General features: G+C 45.2%; 17 protein-coding genes and 3 pseudogenes. 7 read left to right on the top strand and 13 right to left on the bottom strand.

Going from position 1 to position 22,498, the window contains the following annotated elements; translation table 11 throughout:
- Positions 1-180: 180 nt before the first annotated feature.
- On the bottom strand, positions 181-1,092 hold the full coding sequence (locus tag NLZ44_RS02285; RefSeq protein ID WP_493751735.1) for an AAA family ATPase: 912 nt from the start codon (positions 1,090-1,092) through the stop codon (positions 181-183).
- A 47-nt stretch (positions 1,093-1,139) separates the two neighbouring features.
- On the opposite strand from NLZ44_RS02285, the gene NLZ44_RS02290 reads away from it, so the two are divergent.
- The 3 genes from NLZ44_RS02290 (at position 1,140) to NLZ44_RS02300 (ending at position 3,400) form a co-directional block, all read left to right on the top strand.
- Positions 1,140-1,277, top strand: a complete 138-nt coding sequence (locus NLZ44_RS02290; RefSeq protein WP_493751736.1) for a hypothetical protein — start codon at positions 1,140-1,142, stop codon at positions 1,275-1,277.
- A 530-nt stretch (positions 1,278-1,807) separates the two neighbouring features.
- The gene (locus tag NLZ44_RS02295) at positions 1,808-2,992 is read left to right on the top strand and encodes an RNA-guided endonuclease InsQ/TnpB family protein (RefSeq protein WP_493751737.1); all 1,185 of its coding nucleotides are present in this window, start codon (positions 1,808-1,810) and stop codon (positions 2,990-2,992) included.
- 54 nt (positions 2,993-3,046) lie between these two features.
- A complete protein-coding gene (locus tag NLZ44_RS02300; protein WP_111891605.1) occupies positions 3,047-3,400 on the top strand; it encodes a DNA-binding protein in 354 nt (117 codons plus the stop codon).
- A 35-nt stretch (positions 3,401-3,435) separates the two neighbouring features.
- Here the strand turns inward: NLZ44_RS02300 and NLZ44_RS02305 are convergent, their stop codons facing one another.
- The 8 genes and pseudogenes from NLZ44_RS02305 to NLZ44_RS02340 all read right to left on the bottom strand — a co-directional run.
- Positions 3,436-4,455: a bifunctional riboflavin kinase/FAD synthetase gene (locus tag NLZ44_RS02305; protein WP_008055155.1), complete on the bottom strand. Its 1,020-nt coding sequence runs from the start codon at positions 4,453-4,455 to the stop codon at positions 3,436-3,438.
- A 77-nt stretch (positions 4,456-4,532) separates the two neighbouring features.
- On the bottom strand, positions 4,533-5,375 hold the full coding sequence (locus NLZ44_RS02310) for an ABC transporter permease (protein ID WP_493751738.1): 843 nt from the start codon (positions 5,373-5,375) through the stop codon (positions 4,533-4,535).
- An 88-nt stretch (positions 5,376-5,463) separates the two neighbouring features.
- Complete coding sequence (locus NLZ44_RS02315) at positions 5,464-6,381, bottom strand: ABC transporter permease (RefSeq protein WP_008055167.1); 918 nt, start codon at positions 6,379-6,381, stop codon at positions 5,464-5,466.
- 56 nt (positions 6,382-6,437) lie between these two features.
- Positions 6,438-7,529 carry a polyamine ABC transporter substrate-binding protein gene (locus NLZ44_RS02320; RefSeq protein WP_493751739.1) on the bottom strand — a complete coding sequence of 364 codons (1,092 nt, stop codon included), beginning with the start codon at positions 7,527-7,529 and terminating at the stop codon, positions 6,438-6,440.
- Between the two features lie 88 nt (positions 7,530-7,617).
- Complete coding sequence (locus NLZ44_RS02325; RefSeq protein ID WP_493751740.1) at positions 7,618-8,787, bottom strand: ABC transporter ATP-binding protein; 1,170 nt, start codon at positions 8,785-8,787, stop codon at positions 7,618-7,620.
- A 126-nt stretch (positions 8,788-8,913) separates the two neighbouring features.
- Positions 8,914-10,611 (bottom strand): annotated as a pseudogene (ltrA, locus tag NLZ44_RS02330) (group II intron reverse transcriptase/maturase); the annotation flags it as partial.
- A gap of 5 nt (positions 10,612-10,616) precedes the next feature.
- A pseudogene (ltrA, locus tag NLZ44_RS02335) lies at positions 10,617-12,424 on the bottom strand (group II intron reverse transcriptase/maturase).
- 590 nt (positions 12,425-13,014) lie between these two features.
- Positions 13,015-13,089 (bottom strand): annotated as a pseudogene (locus NLZ44_RS02340) (reverse transcriptase N-terminal domain-containing protein); the annotation flags it as partial.
- 924 nt (positions 13,090-14,013) lie between these two features.
- On the opposite strand from NLZ44_RS02340, the gene NLZ44_RS02345 reads away from it, so the two are divergent.
- Entirely contained in the window at positions 14,014-14,154 is a 141-nt protein-coding gene (locus NLZ44_RS02345; protein WP_199456289.1) for a hypothetical protein, read from the top strand.
- Positions 14,155-14,169: 15 nt separating this feature from the next.
- On the opposite strand, the gene NLZ44_RS02350 is transcribed toward NLZ44_RS02345, so the two are convergent.
- Positions 14,170-15,015 carry a DNA adenine methylase gene (locus NLZ44_RS02350; protein WP_493751741.1) on the bottom strand — a complete coding sequence of 282 codons (846 nt, stop codon included), beginning with the start codon at positions 15,013-15,015 and terminating at the stop codon, positions 14,170-14,172.
- A gap of 264 nt (positions 15,016-15,279) precedes the next feature.
- Here NLZ44_RS02350 and speD point away from each other — a divergent pair, with 264 nt between their 5' ends.
- Positions 15,280-15,717, top strand: a complete 438-nt coding sequence (speD, locus tag NLZ44_RS02355) for an adenosylmethionine decarboxylase (RefSeq protein WP_006623519.1) — start codon at positions 15,280-15,282, stop codon at positions 15,715-15,717.
- A 74-nt stretch (positions 15,718-15,791) separates the two neighbouring features.
- Here the strand turns inward: speD and NLZ44_RS02360 are convergent, their stop codons facing one another.
- Positions 15,792-18,233 carry an exonuclease domain-containing protein gene (locus NLZ44_RS02360; RefSeq protein ID WP_493751742.1) on the bottom strand — a complete coding sequence of 814 codons (2,442 nt, stop codon included), beginning with the start codon at positions 18,231-18,233 and terminating at the stop codon, positions 15,792-15,794.
- A 65-nt stretch (positions 18,234-18,298) separates the two neighbouring features.
- Here NLZ44_RS02360 and NLZ44_RS02365 point away from each other — a divergent pair, with 65 nt between their 5' ends.
- On the top strand, positions 18,299-18,424 hold the full coding sequence (locus NLZ44_RS02365) for a hypothetical protein (protein ID WP_315646760.1): 126 nt from the start codon (positions 18,299-18,301) through the stop codon (positions 18,422-18,424).
- 179 nt (positions 18,425-18,603) lie between these two features.
- Entirely contained in the window at positions 18,604-20,142 is a 1,539-nt protein-coding gene (locus tag NLZ44_RS02370) for a SagB/ThcOx family dehydrogenase (RefSeq protein ID WP_493751743.1), read from the top strand.
- On the opposite strand, the gene NLZ44_RS02375 is transcribed toward NLZ44_RS02370, so the two are convergent.
- Positions 20,139-20,681: a DUF3611 family protein gene (locus tag NLZ44_RS02375; protein WP_315686447.1), complete on the bottom strand. Its 543-nt coding sequence runs from the start codon at positions 20,679-20,681 to the stop codon at positions 20,139-20,141. The genes NLZ44_RS02370 and NLZ44_RS02375 overlap by 4 nt on opposite strands.
- 46 nt (positions 20,682-20,727) lie before the next feature.
- The gene (locus NLZ44_RS02380) at positions 20,728-22,473 is read right to left on the bottom strand and encodes an ABC transporter ATP-binding protein (protein WP_493751744.1); all 1,746 of its coding nucleotides are present in this window, start codon (positions 22,471-22,473) and stop codon (positions 20,728-20,730) included.
- Positions 22,474-22,498 lie beyond the last annotated feature (25 nt).

Genomic DNA, 22,498 nt, shown 5'->3' on the forward strand with positions numbered 1-22,498 from the left:
AGTTTTGATACTTCTATAATGCTGAGAAACTAGGTTTTCTCAGTGATTCAAATGCGATCGCATACCTATCGTTAGCATCTGAGCAGCACCAAAAAACCCCTCAAAGCCATAAAAGACAGAGGGGTATCTTGTGCTGCGTCTGAAGATTTTAGGTCGCAGTTAATAAATAGCAGTAGCAGCCTAGGATGGAATCGGTACAGATTGCAGTAGGACTTCAATAACGGTCTTAGAACGGCGACCGCCAGCAGTAATCAAGCGATGTGAAAGGACATGGGGAGCCAATAATTTAATATCATCAGGAACGGCATAATCTCGTCCCGATAAAAAAGCCAAAGCCTGGGTAGTACGATGAAGAGCGATCGCCCCCCTAGGACTCACACCCAACATAATATCCTCATGCTCCCGTGTAGCGCGAACCAAATTAAGAATATACTGCTGTAAAGACCCATCCACCTGGACTCTCTGACATTCCTTTTGCAGAGTCAGAATATCCTGTAAACTGAGACAGGGTTTAAGTTCATCAACCTGTACCCCCTCACTCAAGCGTCGCAACATTTGCAACTCTTCCTGTTCACTGGGATATCCCAAAGTTAAAGACAACATAAACCGATCCATTTGCGCTTCTGGGAGAGGGAAAGTTCCCTGATACTCAATCGGGTTCTGAGTCGCAATCACAAAAAAAGGCTTCTGAACCATGCGCGATACCCGATCAATCGTCACCTGTCTTTCTTCCATGACCTCCAACAAAGCCGACTGAGTGCGGGGTGTAGCTCGGTTAATTTCATCAGTAAGTAAAATATTAGCAAATACTGGCCCCGGCAAAAATTCAAACTCACCACTGCTAGGATTCCAAATATTAGTACCAGTAATATCGGTTGGTAATAAATCCGGTGTACATTGAATCCTCTGGAAAACTCCATCAATAGAACGAGCCAAGGATTTAGCCAGTAAAGTTTTACCTACTCCGGGTACATCTTCCAACAGCACATGACCCCCCGCCAGCAGCGCCACCAAGGTTAGGCGAATTGACTCTTCTTTACCAACTATAGTCCGACCTAAATTTTGCTTTAATCGTTCAATACGTTCTCTCATTCAATTCTCCGGTGATTCAACCCTCTGAGTGAGAGGATACAGCATTTTTGACCGTTGCACAGCTACCCGCAGACTATCTGTATAGATATTTTCTAACACCATCTGCTCATAGCCCCTTTCCGCCACGATTTCTGATGGCTGCTCGCGCCAGGGAAGCGATCGCTTTTACATCCCCATTAACCTGAGTTGTGTTCGAGTTCGGAGAGCTATTTTTCCTCATCTGTCAACTACAATTAGGGGAGATTTATCAGGTGTAATTATTCTCAACTTCTGCCACAACTGGACTCCGCCGCCCCCCTGCCCATCTAAATATTGATTGTCTTGGGTGATCACTAATCATTGGCCATAGAGCGCGAAAGCAGAGGATGCCAATGTGTTACTGAAGGGCGATCGCCTCAAACCCCGCCAATTCTTGCCCACCAAGAATTCCCAGACCTCAACAGACAGCAGTTTCGACCAACCAGAGATTATCCGCTATAATATTTATTATACTATCGTAATAGTTTTTGCCGATGATGTTCATAGGTACTTCTCAAGCCGCAAAATTGATGGGTGTAAGCACCACCCGAGTTAGGCATCTTTTGTATAGTGGTAGAATTCCCGGAGCTTACGTGAATAGACGATAGCTTGAAAGCCCTGTGGCTTTAGCCCAGGGATGAAAAGCAACGGCGGCTTTAGCCGCATTCTTACGCCAGATATGCTAGTATGAGGGAAAATGATTGTACTTGAGTTCAAAGCACGGGTAAAGCCTGCCCAGGCTACCGCTATAGAGGACGCTATACGGACGGCTCAATTTGTCCGTAATAAGGCGTTGCGCTATTGGATGGATAGCCAAGATGTCGGCAAATACGACCTTAGCAAACTCTGCAAAGCGTTAGCTGAGGAGTTTCCCTTTGCCAAGAAACTCAACTCCATGGCTCGTCAGGCTTCAGCAGAACGGGCCTGGAGTTCAATCAGTCGGTTCTACGACAACTGCAAAAAGGGCATTAAGCCCGTAGGATTCCCCAGGTTCAAAAAGCATTCCCGCTCGGTGGAGTACAAAACCTCTGGATGGAAACTGCTCGGGCCGAAGCGCATCACATTCACCGATGGCTTCGGGATTGGGGAATTGCGGTTGCTCGGAACCTACGATCTGGCACGCTATGACGAATCCCTGATTAAACGGGTTCGCTTAGTCCGTCGCGCTGATGGCTACTACGTTCAGTTCTGCATCCAGGTTGATGTTCAGGTGCAGAGTGAACCGAGTCAAAAAGCTGTTGGCATTGACCTAGGGTTGCGGTATTTTATCGCTGCCAGTGATGGCAGTGTGGTGGAAGCACCGCAGTTCTATCGCAAGTCTGAAAGGCGGTTGAACAAGGCCAATCGAGAGAAGTCCAGAAAGTACCGCAAGGGGGCAAAACCACAGTCCAGGAACTATCACAGGGCTAGGAACCGATACGCCCGGAAGCATTTAAGGGTAAGTAGGCAGCGTAATGAGTGGGCGAAGAGCATCGCCTACTGCGTCATCCAATCTAACGATTTGGTTGCCTACGAAGACTTGAATGTGAAAGGGTTAGTACGCAATCGGCATCTAGCCAAGTCGATTAGTGATGCAGGATGGTCAATATTTCGCTGTTGGTTGGAGTATTTTGGCAGGAAGTACGGGAAGGTAACGATTGCCGTTCCTCCCCAATATACGAGCCAGGATTGCTCAAGCTGCGGCCAACGAGTCAAGAAGGCACTCTCAGTCAGAACCCACCACTGTCCGCATTGCGGCTATGAGGCTGACCGAGATGTGAATGCGGCCATCAATATCCTGCGCCTGGGACTAACTACCGTGGGGCACACGGGAAGTTATACGCTTGGGGAGAGCGGGCCTCTGGCTGGGTTGGAAAAATCCTGCTCAGTTAAGTCCGGTTGATGAACCAAGAATCCCCGTCGCGTGACTCGCGGGGAGTGTCAACGAATTGGTAGGATGTGGGCCATTCCCTTAACTGGCGAAATGCCTGAAATCACTCCTGGGGGGCGTGGTCCGAAGCCTACTTGGCAATGTAGCCGTCCTAAGAATAAACCCACGTATATTCATATCAACAAGAAAGTCATTGGTAAAAACAACCACATACTCAGGGAAACCCAAGGAGAGATAGGCGACATCCAACAATTGCTAAAACCACCAATTATCTTGAACAAAGGCAATAAAACCTTGTATGCTTCGGAAATAATAATTGATGGGCCCTGCCGCCTACTATATCAACCGTTCAAAAAGCTATGTTCTGGGGCGCAGGTGTGGATTGAAACCTTATTCCCGACGAGAACTATAGCCTTATAGAGCAGTTCAAAATCAACATTAGTCAGGCAACTAGATTAATCCAGTAGGGGCAGATTTTTCCTAGCCTGGAGATAGGTTCGCGCGTGGGTACAATCCCTTTGAATTTGCGCCTTTAGCTGTTCAAGGGATGCAAATTTTTGTTCTGGTCGCAAAAACCCCTCTAAACTGACAGTCAAACTCTGACCATATAAATCCCCATCCCAATCTAATAAATGAACCTCAACGGTAGGATTGTCTCCAGCTACAGTAGGACGACAACCAATATTCATCACTCCTAACTGAGGCGCGATAGTTTTGCCGTACCGGGCAGCAAGTCCGGTAACCAGGACTGCATAAACACCGTATCGAGGTAAAAACTTCTCTGGTGGCAGTTGTAAATTAGCTGTAGGAAATCCCAGAGTCCGCCCTAATTGTTGACCCTGTACCACTTCACCGAGGAGGGTATAAGCACGTCCTAATAGTTGATTAGCACGGTTAAGATGACCTTCTGTAAGGGATTCTCGGATGATGGAACTACTGATGCGATCGCCATAAGGACAGGGAAAGCGAGAAACTATTTCGACATCAATACCATACTGAGAGGCGATCGCCTTTAAGTCCTCGGTACTACCCATGCGATGGCGACCGAAGCGAAAATCAAAACCGACACTCACCCGAGTAGCTTGTAAATACTCCACCAAAATCTGCTCAACGAACTGAGTTGGGGTGAGACTAGCCAAATCTTTGTCAAAAGGCAAAAGCACCAACTGCTGAACCCCAAACCTGCGTAGAATCTCAATTTTTTCCGGTAAGGGAGTTAACAGTTTTTTGGTTTGACCTGTAAAAAATTCCTGGGGGTGAGGATTAAAAGTGACCACTGTTCCATAGCCAGAAATCCCGAATGGCGGAGTTGTCTCGGAATATCCGCCCCCTACCTTCTGGGAATCTACGGCTACTTGATTGGGGTTGAGAATGGGTCGGACTACCTGTTGATGTCCTCGATGAAATCCATCGAAGTTACCCAAGGCAACAGCAGTCGGAGTTAGAACCGTATCTTTTGATGATGTTATCCACACAGGTTAAATTTAAGCCACGTTCATGGCGAACAGCAAGACAAACAGTTTACCCCGTATACGGGAACCAAGACAATTTTTCAGTTCTTCTGACTTTGATTTCTGAGAAACTCTCCGGCAAATGCTAACAGCCCGGAACCCATAATCAAAATGACGCTGAGGGCGTTAATATCGGGTTTAACTCCGGTTCTAATGCGACTAAAAATTTCCATAGGTAGGGTAGTTGCGCCACTTCCGGCGGTGAAACTGGCAATCAAAAAATCATCCATACTCAGCACAAAGGCTAATAAACAGCCAGAAATGATACCGGGCATCAGTTGGGGTAGCAAGACTTTGATAAAGGCTCGCTCGGGTGTCGCCCCTAAGTCTAATGCAGCTTCTTCTAAGTGGGGGTCTAGGTCAGCCAGGCGAGTGGATACGACCAGGGCGACATAGGCGAGACAGAAGACTACATGAGCGCCTATGATAGTTGATAAACTCAGGGGAATGGCTAAGGCTGCTAAAAATACTAGGGTGGAAACAGCGATCGCAATGTCGGGGATAATTAAGGGCAGGTAAGATACCCCCAGATAAATACCTTTTCCCGGAAACCGAAACCTAGATAGTCCGACAGCCATCAGGGTTCCAATGACTGCTGATATGGCTACGGCACTCAAGCCAACGGTGAGGCTATTTTTCAGGGCGCTAAGGATGCGGGTATCCTGAAAAAGTTTGACATACCACTGTAGGGTAAATCCCTGCCACCCAGCACTATAGCGGGATTGATTAAAGCTATAAAAGGTGAGAACCAAGATAGGCAGATACATATACAGGAACATCAGACCAACAAATATGATCTGCCAAGATACCCGAAATCTAATTTTAGGCTTTTGCATTTCTTGAGGAATGTCTGACTGATGATTGTGATTGTTAATATCCTGCATGGAATTTTAAGTTTGGTAGGGGCGGGTGCTGGAGTGAGCCTGGACGCTAGGGTGCAACTTTATACACGCGCCGGAGTTGGTCGCCTGTTTATTTTGAGGGTCTGCCATCACCGTAGCGGATTAAAAGAGCGATCGCTATACTCACGCCAAAAATTAGCACCATACTTAGGGCTGAACCAAAACCCCAGTTTTGAGTGGCTCCTAAAAACTGATTGTAAATCAGTCGAGATACGGTCATGCTAGAAGCGCCGCCTAACAGCTCTGGATCGACAAAATCTCCCAGGGAACTAATAAATACTAATAGTGACCCGGCGATAATTCCGGTCTTAGTTTGGGGAACTGTAATTTTCCAGAAGGTTTCGGGGGGCTTGGCTCCTAAATCAGCGGAAGCCTCCAACAGACGGCTATCTAGTTTTTCCAGGGAGGCATACAGCACGGTTACCATATAGGGTAAATAGCTATAGGTCATGCCAATTAAAACGGCTGGACTGCTATTAAGTAGTGCTAGGGTAGGTAATCCCAATAACCCCAGAAATGAGTTTAGCACTCCTGTGGGTCGTAAAATGGTAATCCAGGCATAGGAGCGCAGCAAGGAAGATGTCCATAGAGGCAGAACAAACCCTAATAGTAGAAGGTTACGGGACTTGGGTGGAGCCATAACGGCTATCCAGTAAGCTACCGGAAACCCTAACAACAAACAAAAAACTGTGGTTCCGATCGCAAAATTAACCGATCTAGCAATTACTCGCAAATTTATGGGTTCAAATACCCGCAGGTAGTTACCCAGACCATCAGGAATTACCACATCCCCAGGGCGAATATTCTCCACTAAGCTGAGTTGAAAAATCACCAGGGTGGGAAACACCAGCAATAGTAGTAACCACAGCCCCGCCGGTCCCAGCATAATTAGGGGTCCAGCTAACTTTGACCAGATCTGAGAGATGCCAGTTTTAGCCGGTGTGGTGGGAGGTTCATAAGGGGTCTTAGGGGGGGTAGATACAGCCATAATAGAGTTTGAGCATTTTTTTAAGGTTTAATTCGTATTAGCACCCGATGTTCCAATTAACCACTGGTGAGTCTAGTCCAATAGCGATCAAAAAGGGCGGTTATCTCTGGTGGTAGGGGCGAAACTGTTTCGCTGTTCGCAATCACGCTTTCTGGGGGAAATAGGGCTGGGTCTTCCCGGAGTTCTTGGGGAAGTTGGCGATAGGCGACGAGGGAGGGGGTAGCAAAGCTGAGGCGTTCGACAATTTGGATGGCGATGTCTGGTCGCAGCATAAAATTAATCCACTGATAAGCACCTTCTGGGTTGGGTGCGCTTTTGGGAATTACCAGGGTATCAATCCACAGGGAAGAACCACTAACGGGGGTGATGTATTCTAAATCTTCGTTTTCGGGCATCACTTCCGCCGCATCGGAAGAATAGCACATGGCTAGGAGTAAGTCTCCTACAATCATCTGAGGTCGCCAAGCATCGGTGGTAAAAGATGCGATCGCTCCTCGCAGCTTGACCAATTCCTGATAGGCTTGATTAATCTCCCTAGGATTGGTGCTGTTGTAGGAGTAGCCTAAACGCCGCAAACTAGCTCCCATCACTTCCCGTACATCATTAAGTAGGGTTAGCCGACGGCTGAGTTGGTCTTGATATGTCCATAGATCTTCCCAGTCTTCGGGAGAGTTTGGTAATAGTCTGCTGTTGTAAATTAAACCTGTAGTTCCCCAACTCAGGGGGACGCTATAAGTGGAGTTGGGGTCATAATCGGGATTTTGGAATTTGGGAAATAGATCTTCTAACCCCACGATTAAGGTATGGTCTAATTCAGCTAATAGCCCTAGTGCTACCATCTTCTGTACCATGTATTCCGAGGGGTAGATGATACTATATGCTCCCGCTCCTCCCGCCTGTATACGGGCTAACATAGCCTCATTAGAATCGAATACATCTGCCACTACTCTCAGCCCCGTTTCCTGGGTAAAGCGCTCTAGCAGATCGCGATCGGTGTATCCGGCCCAAGTATATATATACAGGGTATCTGATGAGAAGCGGGTGCTGGGGGTGGTTTTGATTTCGCCTAAAGTCCACCCACAGCCTGACGCGGAAGAGGCGATCGCCGCCGCCATAGTCGATTGCAGAAACCCGCGCCGGGTCTGCATCCCTTTATGAAAACCAAACGGGCGTAATTTCCTTGGGGGCACTGTTTTTTACCGTTGCCATCAAAACCATAATATTACAACAACTATTTTAGCGGTGTTGAGGTTCCGGTAGGGCTAAACAATCTGTGGGTTTCCAACAGACATAAATATTGCGATCATAATCTAGGTTTTCTCCTAAACTCTGAGACTGTCGCACCATTAGGGTTTCCCCTGTGTTCAGTTTGACAATGTACTGTAGGTGAGTACCTAAGTACATCTGATCGACTAATTTTCCGGCAAAACTATTTCCGGGAGTCTCTGGCGGTTCAGAATGTAGGGTAATGTTTTCCGGTCTGATACTCACTACAACCTTCGCCCCCCCTCGTAATTGATGAGGCGATACTACTGGGTAGTCATTGCGCGATCGCTTGTTCATGGCTACGATCATCTGTAACCCTGTGTCCGTTAATACTTGTATAGCCTCCTTATTGGCTTGTTCAACTTGTCCCTTAAATAGGTTAGTGTCTCCAATAAAGTCAGCCACAAAGGGGGTCTGGGGATGTTGGTAAATTTCGTTGGGGCTGCCAATTTGTTCAATGCGACCCTCGTGCATTACCGCTATGCGATCGGACAAACTCATCGCTTCTTCTTGGTCGTGAGTTACCATCACAAAGGTTAACCCCAAATTGCGATGCAAATTTGATAACTCCATCTGCATTTGTTTACGCAATTTCAGATCTAACGCTCCCAGGGGTTCGTCTAATAGTAGCACCGCTGGACGATTTACTAAAGCCCGCGCTAAAGCTACCCGCTGTTGTTGTCCCCCTGACATTTGGTTCGGATAACGGTTAGCAAACGATTCCATCTTTACCAATTGTAGGGCTTCCAGGACTTTCGCTTCAATTTCCGATTTCCCTAGGCGTTTTAATTTCAACCCAAAGGCGATGTTATCCCAGACATTCATGTGATTGAATAGGGCATAACTCTGAAAAACTGTATTTACCGGGCGCTGATAGGCTGGGGTTTGGTTCATTGACTGACCCCTGATGAGAATCTCCCCGGCGGATGGGGTTTCAAATCCAGCAATTAGCCGCAGTGTCGTGGTCTTACCACAGCCTGACGGTCCGAGAATGCTGAAAAATTCTCCCCGCTTTATGTCTAGGTCTACCGCCCTCACTGCGGTTTCCCCGTTGAATACTTTGAATACTTTACGGAGTTCTACATCGAATTTTGAATCGCTGTGAACTGCACCTGGGTTCTGGGCTGCGGTTTGTAGCATAATTTACTTTTCGCGCTATCAAGGGGATAATTAGGGGTCGAGAATGGAGTCACCCCCATCCCCTCCCATTCAGAACCGTACATGAAAGTTTCCCTTCATACGGCTCCTAGTTTGATAGTCTCTCTGTTACGAGTACAGCAACCTCTCTTCATCCAGAGCGGTTTTATCATCGTGACAGTGGCGGTGTAGCAGTTGGAGGTTCTTGTGTTCATTCTTGCCACCTTGGCTTCGGGGCACGATATGGTCTACCTCCAATAAGTCTGATGGGGTAAAATATTGTCCACACCAGGCGCACTTGCCTTTCTGCTTCTTGAGTAGTTTGGCTACTCTCTTTGGCGTATCAATTGCTTGTCCTTTTCTGGTTGCCCAGTAAGTCCAATTTCCGTCGTATGGTGTTGCGTCCGGGCGCACTAGGGTATGTCTGACAATTGGTGTCCATTTGTGTTTGTATAGATGTATCCCATCTTTGGTTTGGAACATCCAAGCTTCTTGCCTTTCTCTCCCATTACTGAGTTTGACCTTTCCTGGTCTGAAATAATTACTCAGCTTTTTGTAACTTGCCTTTCCGCATCTTGAAACTGTCCATGCCCGCAACATTTGCCAGATTACATCATCTAGCTTATTGAAGGTTTCCATCGAGACTACCCCTGAATAGTAGTTTGACCATCCCCGTATTATCGGGTTTAGCTTACTAATCAAGGCTGATTGAGGTGCTGTTTTGAGTTGTTTTATTGCACCTTTAATCACTTCTGTGTGAGCTTTAACTGCTTTATTACTGGGTTTGATGTGGGTTTTGTGACCGATTAACCGGCTTGCTACTCCACCTGTTTTCCCAGATTTATATTTTCCTACGGGATATTGCCTGATATTGAATCCTAGAAAATCGAACCCAGGTTCCTCAATCTTGCCGTTGTACTCAATAGGCTTGAGTGTGTGGCATATTCGGGTCTTTTCAGGTTTCATCTCTAATCCTACAGGTTTTAGCCATTCAGAAATTGCAGTCTTGCACTGTTCAATGATTCCTAAGTCTCTTGAAATGACCACAAAATCATCGGCATATCTTATAAGGTTTACCTGAGTGGTTGTTCCTTTATTTGGATACATTTCTTTAACTAGCCTTTCCATACCATCCAGTGCGATGTTGGCTAGTAATGGGCTTATTACCCCTCCTTGTGGTGTCCCTGTTTCTGTATCCTCATATACACCGTTATCCAGAACGCCTGCTTTTAACCACTGTTTCAGGTCTCTTTTCAGACTACTTGGACAATGAATTTTGGCCAGTAGGTAATCATGGTTTATTCGGTCAAAGCATTTTGCTATATCAGCATCTAGGACAAAGTATTGTTCCTGTTTTATGGCAGAATAAATTCTACCAATTGCATCTTGGGCTGACCGTCCGGGTCTGAACCCATAGCTTGTGCCTTCAAATCTTGATTCCCATTCGGGCTCAAGTGCCGACTTGACCAAGGCTTGCCTCGCTCTGTCTTGGATTGTGGGTATTCCCAGAGGGCGTTTTTCATCCCTTCCGGGTTTTGGTATCCATACCCGTCGCAGTGGTTTTGCTTTGAGATTTCCCTTAATGCTTTCGACAAGTTCATACCTTTGCCTTGGTGAGATTGCTCTCATTCCATCGACTCCAGCCGTTTTCTTGCCTTGATTATCTTGGGTCACTCGCCGTACTGCTAGGAGCCGGGCATAATATGACTTCACCAATAGACGTTGCAATCTTCTAACCTTTGCATCCTGTCCCGATTTAGCTGCTTGAAATATACTTTTTTGGAGTTTAAAAACTTTCCGCTGAACTTTCGCCCACGGGACTGCCTGTTAAACTAAGCCGGGCAGTCGCCCACCCGACTCGTCTTCAGAACCGGACTTGAGACTTTCACCTCATCCGGCTCCTCAACAACTTGGCTCTTGTCATGAGAACCGCGACTACCATCTGAGGCAGTCTTAACATCGTGGCAGTGACGATGAAGAAGTTGGAGGTTCTTGTACACATCCTTTCCGTCTTTTGATTTGGGGATGATGTGGTCGATTTCCATTATATCCTCTTCACGGAATGTCAGTCCACAGTGGGCGCATTTCCCTTTTTGCTTCTTCAAGAGTTTCGACACCCTTGTTGGCATACCGGGTTGTTTACCCATTCTTGCACTCCAATATTTAAGGTTACCATCATATGGGCTGGCTTCGCCTTTGACCTTGATATGGCGGATGATTGGTGTTTCCATGTGCGTTCGTATCTGCATCGGGTTTGATTCCGTGCGGGTTGCGAAAGCCCAGCTTTTATTTCCAATCTTCTGCCAATATTTCCGGGCTGCCCATTTACCAGTTTTGTTTGGGTGTCTTCTTTTTCCCCATCTGGTTAACTTCCAATAGAGGAGGTTATCCAATTGGTTAAATGTTTGTTTTGACACCACTGTTGAGTAGTAGTTGCTCCATCCCTTGATGACCGGGTTAAGGTGCGTAATTAGCGCCTCTTGTGGTGCGCTGATGTGAGAATCTACTATCTGTTTCAATTTCTGGTAGTGGGTCTTAATAGCTTTTTTGCTGGGTTTGATGATGGTTTTGAATCCTAGAGGCTCATTACGGGTATTCATTCCGGTTTTGTGTTTACCAACTTTATGTTGTTGGATGTTGAAACCTAGAAAATCGAACCCCGGTTGCTCACCCTCAATCGTGTGGGTGATATGGGTTTTTCCTCTTTGAGTTCTAATCCCATTCCTTTCAACCATTCTTGGATGTGGTCACGACATTTCTCGATAACCCCAAGGTTTTCGTGGATGATAACGAAGTCATCTGCGTATCTGATTAGAGATACCGCTTTCCTTCTGTCTCTACGGCTACCTTTTCCGGGTAGCTGTTCCGCTAATTCCTTGACGCTTTCTTCCATGCCGTGGAGGGCGATGTTTGCCAGTAGGGGGCTTATTACGCCTCCCTGTGGTGTACCCTCATCGGTCGGGAATAGTTGTCCAGAGTCTATTACCCCAGCTTTTAGCCATGCTCGGATTTGTCGTCTAATGGCGGGTATCGTTTCGAGCTTGTCCAATAGTTTGCCATGGTCAATCTTGTCAAAGCACTTGGCAATATCGGCATCCAGTACCCATTTAGGTTTATACCTAATAGCGTTGAATATTGCCTCTATTGCATCCTGACAAGACCTTCCTGGTCTGAACCCGTATGAGTTGGGTTCAAACCTGGCTTCCCATTGGGGTTCGAGTGCCATTTTGACTAGGGCTTGTAATGCGCGGTCGTACATTGTGGGTATTCCCAATGGTCTCTTTTCGTCTCTTCCCGGTTTGGGAATCCATACCCGGCGTGCGGGTTTGGCTTTCGAGTTGAGTTTCAATTGACCTACAAGGTTCATACGTGCTTTTGGGGATAGGGATTTAGCCCCGTCCACTCCCGCCGTCTTTTTGCCTTGGTTATCCTGGGTAACCCGACGAACCGCTAGCATTCTGGCTGACCAGCTTTTTAGCAGTAACTTTTGGAGTCTGCGAACTGTTTTAACGTCACCACGATGTTCGGCTTGATGAATCCGTTTTTGCAGGCGGAAAACTCGACGTTCGATTGATTTCCAATCGACATCTCGCCATTCCAGCACCACCGTATTGTTTCCAATCGTTTTGGGCGTTTCCATGCTACTAAAGCTCCATCTTCCAAATTATCGTGAGTCCGTCAGCATATCCTGGGCATTACCCCAGGCATTCGCTTCTGACTCAATCCTTCCTCTCGTTGGCTTGCGGATGGTTTCCTACTCAGGATTTCGACCTTGTTCCTGAGAGCGTCAACGGAGGTGATCTCGTTCCAGATATCGATTGATTGTGTCTTTAGGATGCCACTATACGCCGGGTTTATTTGGGTGTATGAGAGGTCTGTATGAAATCAGCCTCCCCTTTATCCTTAGCCATTTTGGCTCCTGCGTATCAGTCCAATTTTCGCAGGTTACAACTAACGACGCTTCGGATGTGGCTTCGTTTCCTATCCATGGACACTTGCTTGGGAGAGCGCCCGTTTAGACCCAGGCTTACTCCCTTTCATCCCCGCTTCACAGATTGATGACCAGTCTCTACTGTGGGGGAAGTGCTTTCACGCGATACACCTCGCGGGATGGACTTTCACCATCATCGATATCTAGTTGTCAAGGTTCGATGCCCTTTTTAGGGGGCTGTGTTCCTTGCTCTGCCCACGTTTCGGGGATTATCCCTTCTACTTTTGGCAGAAACGAGTCGCACTCCATGCGTTGTTCGTAGTCTTGATTGGTTTTGGTTTCCCAAATCCTTTCTTTGAACTCGCTATCGCCATTTGTACTCCTACTGGGCTCTATTTCTTACATTCAAACCGTGACCCGTTAGCATATCCCTTCCATTACAGTTGGGCGTTGGCTTCTGGTCACATCTCACCCCCTCGAAGGCATCCGCTTACACTTTTCACTACTGATTATCTCGACCAGATAATCAGAGCCTATGAGGGGTTAAAACGTTCCGTTTATATGGGCATTCCATCTTTAGATTTGTCCTTTCCACCGGGGTACTTTTTAAAGGTCTGTGTAGGTGGTAAGGGAAGCCCCCTACTTTTTCCCCTTACTCTTTTGAGCGCAGCGTTTCAACCCATTTCGCTGCTAAGTAATTACGATGGTTCAAGTCAGACATTCGGCTCACGCCTAATCTTAGATGGTTGGCAGTGGTCAGATTTGGGAATAGGTTTTCCCTCACGCCTTCCGTTCCCCGCTTCAATCCCAGGGGTGTGATTCCTGAAACTGGGGGTGGCTATCGCCGTTACCCTCATCTCTGTTTCGTAGCTTCCATTGTGTTAGGAATTATTACGACTTGTTACAGAGAATGTTGACCTTGGGTTCCCTGCCTTGATTATGTATCGTATGATACTAATCGTTGGGACATATAAACAGTTGTGGGGATTGTCAGAAACGAGCTTCTTCTATCCAACCGAGGGGCTGGAGTCCCCACCAGGCGGTTATTTCAGGTATTTCAACCCTATTTCGTGCCTGAACGTCTCGCACTCCCCTTCCTACTTTACCAGAAATTTATAGCCTGGGCATTGCTGTTCCCTCAACCCGCTCCACCCGAAAGTCGCCGGGAGTGCGATTTTTCCAAGGCGATCGCTTGGCTTATCATACATATAAGTAATCTTTTGTCAATATTGTTTGACAAAACTTTAGATTTTGTTTAGATTTACTGATAAGCAACTCACACAAACAAGTCCAGTAGTATGTATACCATCAACAAAGATCAGCAAGAACCCAAGATTTACTTTATTCAACCTGCTGCTACACTCAAACCTCAGCGAGATTATCTCCTACATAGCGCTGTGGCTATCTTTCTGATTGTTTCTGTGTTAGTTTGTTATTAAACTAGCCGTCCTATCCTAATAGGAAGTTATCAAAAGTTCCGTAATTTTTCCCCGATTTTGGGGATTTGAATTAATCGCCCTACCCGCTTGGATAGGGTGGATATTAAAGTCCTTATATAAGTCTCTGATTAACTCAGTATCAGAATTAGATAGCATCACCTTCACTCCTCTGTTGTGTAAGGTCTTAAAGATTTCGGCTAATTTTTCCTGTTCATCAACCCCAAATTTATGATGGCTGTAGCTGGTAAAGTTACTGGTGGGACTCAGGGGGTGATAGGGAGGGTCGAAATAGACAAAATCATCAGCAGAATTAGCCTCATTGACAATGGCTTCAAATGATTGGACTTGAAGAGTTGCAGATTGGAGAGTTTTCGAGGCGGTGATCAATAATTCTTTCGGGCAAATTTTCGGGTTTTTATATTTCCCCATAGGTACGTTAAATTGACCCTGGCGATTTTCTCTATATAAGCCATTAAAACAAGTCTTGTTGAGATAAATAAGGCGCGCGGCTTGGTCAAGCGGATTCTCAAATTTTTGCGATCGCATCTGGTAATAATAACCTTGATTATGGTTCTGCTGATGCTGTTCTAACTTGCTAATCAGCGACTGAGTATCATCACGCACACATTGATAAGCATTAATTAGTTCGCTATTAATATCACTTAAAATTGCTCGGTTAGGTTGTAGATAAAAAAAGATAGCACCACCGCCCAAAAAAGGCTCATAATAGGTCTGGTAATTGTCGGGAAAGTAAGTAGTATACTGAGGAATTAAGCGAGTCTTACCCCCGGCCCACTTGAGAAACGGTTTGGGGGTAGTTTGGGGTTGACTGGTGACTGTTGGGTGGTCGGTTGGGGACAAAATTGGCTGAAGTCCAGAAGTACATCAATATCACTGAACTAAAAAATTATATGTTCAGTGCGATCAATTATTATAACAGAGTGCTACAATAGCAGAGACTGGAGTACGAAAATCTAGCGTCGCCGGAAGATGGCCCTATTTGTCCCATGAGGAGAGTTCTAAAACTCGGTTATTTTCCCCGGACTTAAACTGAAGTAGCGACTGCTGATTTTAGCCCAGCATAACCATTTACGACCCACGAAAAGGGGGGTGAAATCACCAAAAATGAAACAACTCGGAACCCATATTGTTGTCGATGCGTGGCAGTGTCCCGCTGATATCCTAAACGACCCAGATCTGATCCGTCAAGCCATTCTTGATGCGATCGCTGCGGGAAGTGCTACCCTTATAGATATCTGTGTTCACCAGTTTAGTCCTCATGGTGTAACCGCCACGGCTACCCTAGCCGAGTCCCACATTGCCATTCACACTTGGCCGGAATATGGCTATTTTGCGGCTGATTTATTTTTCTGTGGTTGTGGCGAACCCGAGAAAGCAGCGGAAATGCTAAAAACTCGTCTGGAAGCTAAACAAACAAGAGTTCAAGAATTTTGGCGAGGTATGGGTTATCCGGTTCCAGTCCCTGATACCATCTCTGATCATACTTGGAATAAAGTACCCGAAATTGCATCTTCTTCCAAGTTGATGTCTACAGTGTCTTAAGTTACGGATAGGTTGGGTGAGACAAAAGCATCATCCAACCTATTTCTAAACTCAACTATTCAGCTATTTGGCTGCTAACCATCTAGGGTGAGTTTGGTGAGGTTTTGGAATAGCCAATAGTCCTGGTAGTCTAACAGGAGAATATCTAAGGCTTCTGGTAAATCTATCTCTAAATCGCGATTTTGGATATCAACGATCGCCTGATAAATTAACTCAAAAGTGATGCGTTGGTCTCGGTCAAACAGAAGATAATGGCTATTGTTCCCCTGACAGAACTTTTCTAACTCTATCTTACTAGACTTTCCTGATATCAAATCTTCCCGCGCATCTCGACACAGGTTAAAATGAATATCAGGACGATGGCTGACCAATTCGTTTAAGTTTCTCATCCGGTGATAAAATCGAGTCCCGCTTTGGTGCAAAAAAGCGATCGCAAATTGATGGGTTGCTGTCTTAATCACCAAATGTTCAGGAAGTACCCGTTTCCCCAGTCGCAAAATATCCACACTCAGGGGAGACAAAACCAGCTTTAATGATTCAATAATCATCTTTAATTTCCCGAAATCATCACTTTCCGAAATAATCGCTGGTTGACCATAATTCTGTTCTAGGATACCCCTTTGCTGTCGTAGATAATCTTCTAATTGACTACGCCGAGAAGAGTTAATTGGCGACCTAGCCGCCATACCATTAGGAAAAACTCTGACAATATTTTCCCCGTCGGCTAAATTAAAAGTATCAACTAATTTACTGACAATGAATTTGAGTTCCGCCACCTCTTCTCTCAACTGATGAATTTGTTTTTCCATCATCCCTATTACCCCAGAATTACCCGATTTATCAGGTCTCTGAGGTAAACAAATACCATCAATTTTATAGCGGTAGTAGTCCGCCGCCGCATTCACAACTGAACGAATAGAAGGCGCAGTTAAAATGTCGGCAATTTCCTGGGGTTCAAATAATTCATCAATAGTCACATCAGCCACCTGTGCTTTTAAATCAAGTAATTGCTTGAGTTGTTCATTAGATGGCTTATTTAGGATAATTTGAGATTGAGAAATACGGTCAATAATTGAACCATCAAAAACCTGCTGAAATTGTAACCAGCGATCGGGAAACAGATTTAAGATAATTAAACTATTGGGAACATGGGTAAAGATTTCTTTAACCGCCTCTCCAAAACTTTGTAACAGTCGTTCATTGTGTTTTTGACCCAAACCTTCTAACTGGTCAAAAATAATAATTAAGGGTTCATCCAAGAGAGACAGCTTACTAAAAACCGCCAACGCCGCCAGGGAAATTTCCTCCCGACTGGTATCTTCTCCCCAGCTTTCCAAACCGACCTTTTCTAATTCCTCGGGTGCTACATCATTCATAGCTAACCACTGAGTAATAGTTTGGCGGCGTTTAAAATCGGTATAGCCACAAAACCGAATTATCCCTTTGAGAATTTTCGGCGAATATCCAGCAGAAGAAAACTGATTAATCCACCAATCATAAGCACGTTTTTCTATGTGTTGCCAATATTCTCGTTTCAGGCGAGTATCCTCTTTTCCGAGGTCGGTAAATAGCTTGAGATTATCGGCTTTTATTAACTCAATTAATCGTTCATCTTTTTGGGTGATAGGGGTAGCATAAGCCTCAGTATTTTTGATGATTTGCGCGAAACTATTAGCCAGCAAATATTCAAGCTGAGTATGTGAACTGTGAGGAACTGTTTGAATTAAAGACTCCAGAATGCGGCTATAGGTATGAAATAGAACCGTGTCAGGATTATTGGGTTGCCGAATAAATAAGAGCCTATTCTTAGTTAATAAATCTTGGGCTAATCTCATCATTAGGTGAGTTTTACCAGAACCGGGTTCTCCAATAACTACGGCTCCTTTACTCTGATGATTGACATCATTTTTAATATCAGAAATAATATGTTTTAGTCGCTCAAATTCATTGTCAAAAATCGCCCTAAAATCAATGTGGTTTTGGAAAGGAGTATCAACCCTGCTGGTTCCAAAGGGGTTGGGTTGATGTTGCAGTCGAGTTTTTAATAGTTCGTTAATCATGCGTCGATAAAGTTGATAAGTAAATAAGGCATCATGTTTGGCACGATGGAGGTAATCGCGGTTATGGGTCTGGTCATCCCGGCTTAAATTTAGCTGTTTGCTAATAGTTTCTAGGCTATTACTTCCCAATTGTGGAAGATAGCGTTGAGCCAATTCAAAACTGCATTGAAAACTGAGGTGATTTGGTCGGACACCAACGGCGCGAAATGTATTCCTAAGCACTTCCATATCATGACGTGCATAGTGACAGATAATGGTTTGAGAACCGGCTATAGCTAAGAATTCATTAACTATGGTTTTCAGGGGTTTACTTTGGTCGATAAGTTGGGGATTTTGGCAATGTCTTTCGTCAAAGGCTTCATAAATTAAGTTTCCCTGATGATCAACGATCGCCATAGCTTTCAGAATCGGTTGTCCTTCTGTATCAATGACAATAAAGTTAGTCTGGGGTTTCATGGTTGGGGAGACCAATAAGTATGTATACTGATGGGTGAGTTAATAACCTGATTTTCCCACAAATCTTGCTCACCAGTAAATTATGGCGCTATGGGTCAGTTACCGATAATCAGATTAACTCTCGCCAATGGCGAAAGCATTTTGTGGAAATTCCCCCTCAAGATTTACTAGGAAAAACCTGTGTAGCCTGAACCCAGACAGCCGCATCAGGTGGTAACTGTGTTAAAATTTGGTGAGTTGCTGCGAGCTGATCTCACTGAAAAAGTGTAAACTTGGGGAGTGGCGTTAGGACTTTGACCACATAGCGCGATCGCATCTCTGGCTTTCCCGTTAACGATTCTGTCCGTCCTCACATTTAACCTGTGTCATAATGTCAGAACCACTGAAATCCATCGCCCAATACTACCATGAGCGAACCAAATACGATCCAGACACCTTAGCCTCTAAGGGTCAACAGTTAGACTGGACTAAACAACCAGAACCCTTCAAAGAATACAAAATTGGCACGGTATTTGACCTGAAACCCTATCTCAAAGAAATATCCGATTCTCCAATTCCCACAGCCAACACAGACCCATGGCAGCGATTATCTAGTCTACTACTACATACCTATGGGTTAACCGCTAAACTAGCCACAACTAGCGGATTTCACTATTTGCGATCGTCACCCTCAGCCGGGGGACTGTATCCAGCCGAAATCTATCTAGTTTCCAGGGGAACCCCAGAATTACCAGCGGGACTGTATAACTATCAAACCCTACATCACTCCCTAGTGCAATTTTGGGATAGCCAAATTTGGTCGGAGTTGAAACAAGCCTGTTTTTGGCATCCATGCCTGGAAAATACTAAACTGGCGATGGTGGTTACTGCTGTATTTTACCGTTCAGCTTGGCGATACCAAGACCGCGCCTATCGTCGCATATTTCTCGATACAGGTCACTTATTGGGTAATTTGGAACTAGCAGGAGCCTTAAATTCCTATCGTCCCCATCTAATTGGCGGATTTGACGACGAAACCCTTAATAACTTACTATACCTGGATTCGGAAACGGAAGCAGCGATCGCTGTGGTGGCTTTGGCTGACTTACTGGAAATTGACCAGAACCTTCCCCAATTCCGAACCGCCTTACCCTCGGCTACCCAAACCGACTATCCCGAAATTCCCGATGGGGAAATGCTCCATTACCTCCACTGTGCCAGCCAAATTAAATCGGACACCTCCGGTTCCCAAGGCTGGAAAAAATTAGCACCAGAAGAAGAACCCGAAGATAAATATAATTTCCCCTTCTGCACCAAGGTCTCGACTGTCACCCCTGCCATTGATTGGGGAAAAGACCTCAAGGGGTTAAATACAGCCCAATTGCGCCGACGATCAACCCGTCGCTATAGTGGGGGGAATCTCAACCTGGAAGAATTACTCGCTCTACTGGATTTTACCTATCAACATCAGCACTACGGTTATCAGGGTTTAGATGCTGCACCGGACTTTTTTGATTTGAGTCTGATTGAATCTTTTATCGCTGTCTCTGGGGTGAATGGACTAGAGGAGGGATGTTATTATTATGCCCCCAAAGCACAGGAACTTAGGCAAATTCGCTTTAAAAATTTTCGGCGAGAGTTGCATTATCTGTGTTTGGGACAAGATTTGGGACGAGATGCGGCGGCGCTGCTTTTTCATACTGCTGACTTGAACAAGGCGATCGCTAAATATGGCGATCGCGCTTATCGTTATTTACATAGCGATGCTGGTCATCTCGGCCAAAGATTGAACCTCGCCGCCACCCACCTACGTTTAGGTGCTAGTGGTATCGGTGGATTTTTTGATAACCTGGTTAATGAGGTGTTGGGTATCCCCACCGATGAAGCGGTTATTTATATTACTACCCTGGGAAGATTGCGCGGCAACTAAATCCGATAAAGTAGCCAAATTGATGCTACACTGCCAACATAATGGGTTGCTAGTACATTTAAATTGGCAATCATCACAAATACATCCAGGGCTCTAACCGCCTCACTGGCTTCGGTTAGGGTGGTTCCTGGTGGCTGCGAAATGGTTTTGGCAATTAATACCGATGCGGTTATACCTGACCCCATTAATGCAATCAGGATACCAACCATTCCCAATAATAAGCCGACCCGCAAGAGTCTAACTGTGTCGGATTTTTTGGGTTTGACTGTATTGAGGGATAATAACTGTTTGCCTATGTTGGCATAGCGAAATGATATAACAATGCTAAATCCCGCGATAATTAGTCCGGTAACAGCAAAGGTTACACTTACACCGAGGGCGGGGTTAGCATCATCAGAAATACTTCTACCTGTGGTGGTGAAAATTAATGATAAAATCGCGACGAAGGCAAAAACTACTTGCATGGTCAAACCACACAACCCCGTATTCTGGAGGGTTTTTCCCTTTTGTTGTAACTCGTTGCCAACCGATACACTCATACTCTGGTTTCATAAATTGACTGACAGTTGTTGATTTCTATTGTAATCAAGCCAGCATTTGTTCGAGTTGATGCTGTTGCCAAAGTCTCCGATATAGTCCCTCTTCCTGTAGTAACTGGTCATGGGTTCCGGTCTGTACTATTGTGCCTTGGTCCATCACCAAAATGCGATCGGCTTTGGCTGTAGCTGACATTTGGTGAGAAATGAATAACACCGTTTGACGCACAGTCCCGCTAGTCAGATTATAGAGAATGTCGGTGGCTGTCTGATTGTCTACACTAGAGAGGGCATCATCTAAAATCAATATAGGAGCATCACAAAGCAAGGCACGAGCTAGGGCAGCTCGTTGTCGCTGCCCACCAGATAAGGTGATACCCCTCTCCCCGACTATTGTATCATAACCTTTGGGAAAATTGGTAATTTCATCGTGAATTTGAGCAATTTTCGCAACGGCTTCTATTTGCGATCGCAATGCTGAGAGATTACCATAGCAAATATTGTTAGCAATAGTGGTACTAAATAGAAAACTCTCCTGGGGAACATAAGCAATTACCTTTCTCAGTTGCGCCAGAGACAGTTGAGTGATATCCTGACCATCAATAAAAAAGCTATCTATATCAATATCCAACAGCCGAGGAATTACATTAGCTAGGGTAGTTTTTCCCGACCCAATAGGACCGACTACCGCGACAGTTTCCCCTGGTAGAATGGTAAAATTAACATGATTAAGGGCGGGAGTTTTGGCGGCGGGGTAAGTATAGGTTAAATCTCTCGCACTCAACCACCCCTTAACGGGAGTTATCAGGGGTATAGGCTGAGGTAGATCTTGAATTTTGGGTTTAATACTGAGGATAGACTCAACCCGGTCAACACTGACTTCTCCCCGCTGATAAGCGGTAATAGTAAAGCCTAATAAAGCGGTGGGAAATACCAACCTTTCGACATATAATACTAAGGCGACAAAATCCCCGATACTTAAATCACCTTGAGCGATCGCCTCATTGCCCACAGCCAGCAAAATCAGGAGACTTAAACTCGCCAAACCTCCCAATAAAGGAAACAAGAAATTTCGAGTTCTCGCCAACTTCAAATTAGCCGATAATAACCCTTGATTATGTTCTCGAAAAGCCTGCCTTTCTGCGGTTTCCTGAGCATAAATTTTAATCAAAGATATGCCGCTCATATCTTCCTGAATTAAATCACTTAAATCGGAGAGTTTTTCCTGCACTTCCATCTGTTGATCTCGCAGTTTACCGCTAAAAATCTGCACCAACACTAACATCAACGGATAAACCGAAATCGATAATATAGTCAACTTAATATTAATAGCCAGCATGACTGGCAAAGTCAAACCATAAGCAAATATGGTATTAATTAAACTCAGGACTGCAAAGCCTACCAACCGCCGAATATTATCAACATCAGAGGTTGCCCTATTAATTAAATCCCCGATTCTACTATTAGAAAAATAGGAAGATTCCAGGAGAATCAGATGATTAAAAATCTTCTGTTTTAGGTCAAATTCTACCTGTCGCCCCACCCCAAAAATTAAAATTCGGGATGTCATGCGAATCACCCACATAATTGATGCTAGGGCGACAATCAATAAAACCTGCCATCCTACTTCCTGAAACTCTACGGCATCTTGTAAGTCATCTACACCATTACGAATAAGTAAAGGTATATAAACCCCCACCACATTTACCACGAACAGAGACACTGTTCCTAATAGTGATATTTGCCAATGGGGACGCAGATATCTTCCCAGGGTTTGCAGTCTTGAATAACTCATAATTCAGAAAGTAAAAATTTGCCAA

This window comes from Arthrospira sp. PCC 9901 (assembly GCF_059013425.1).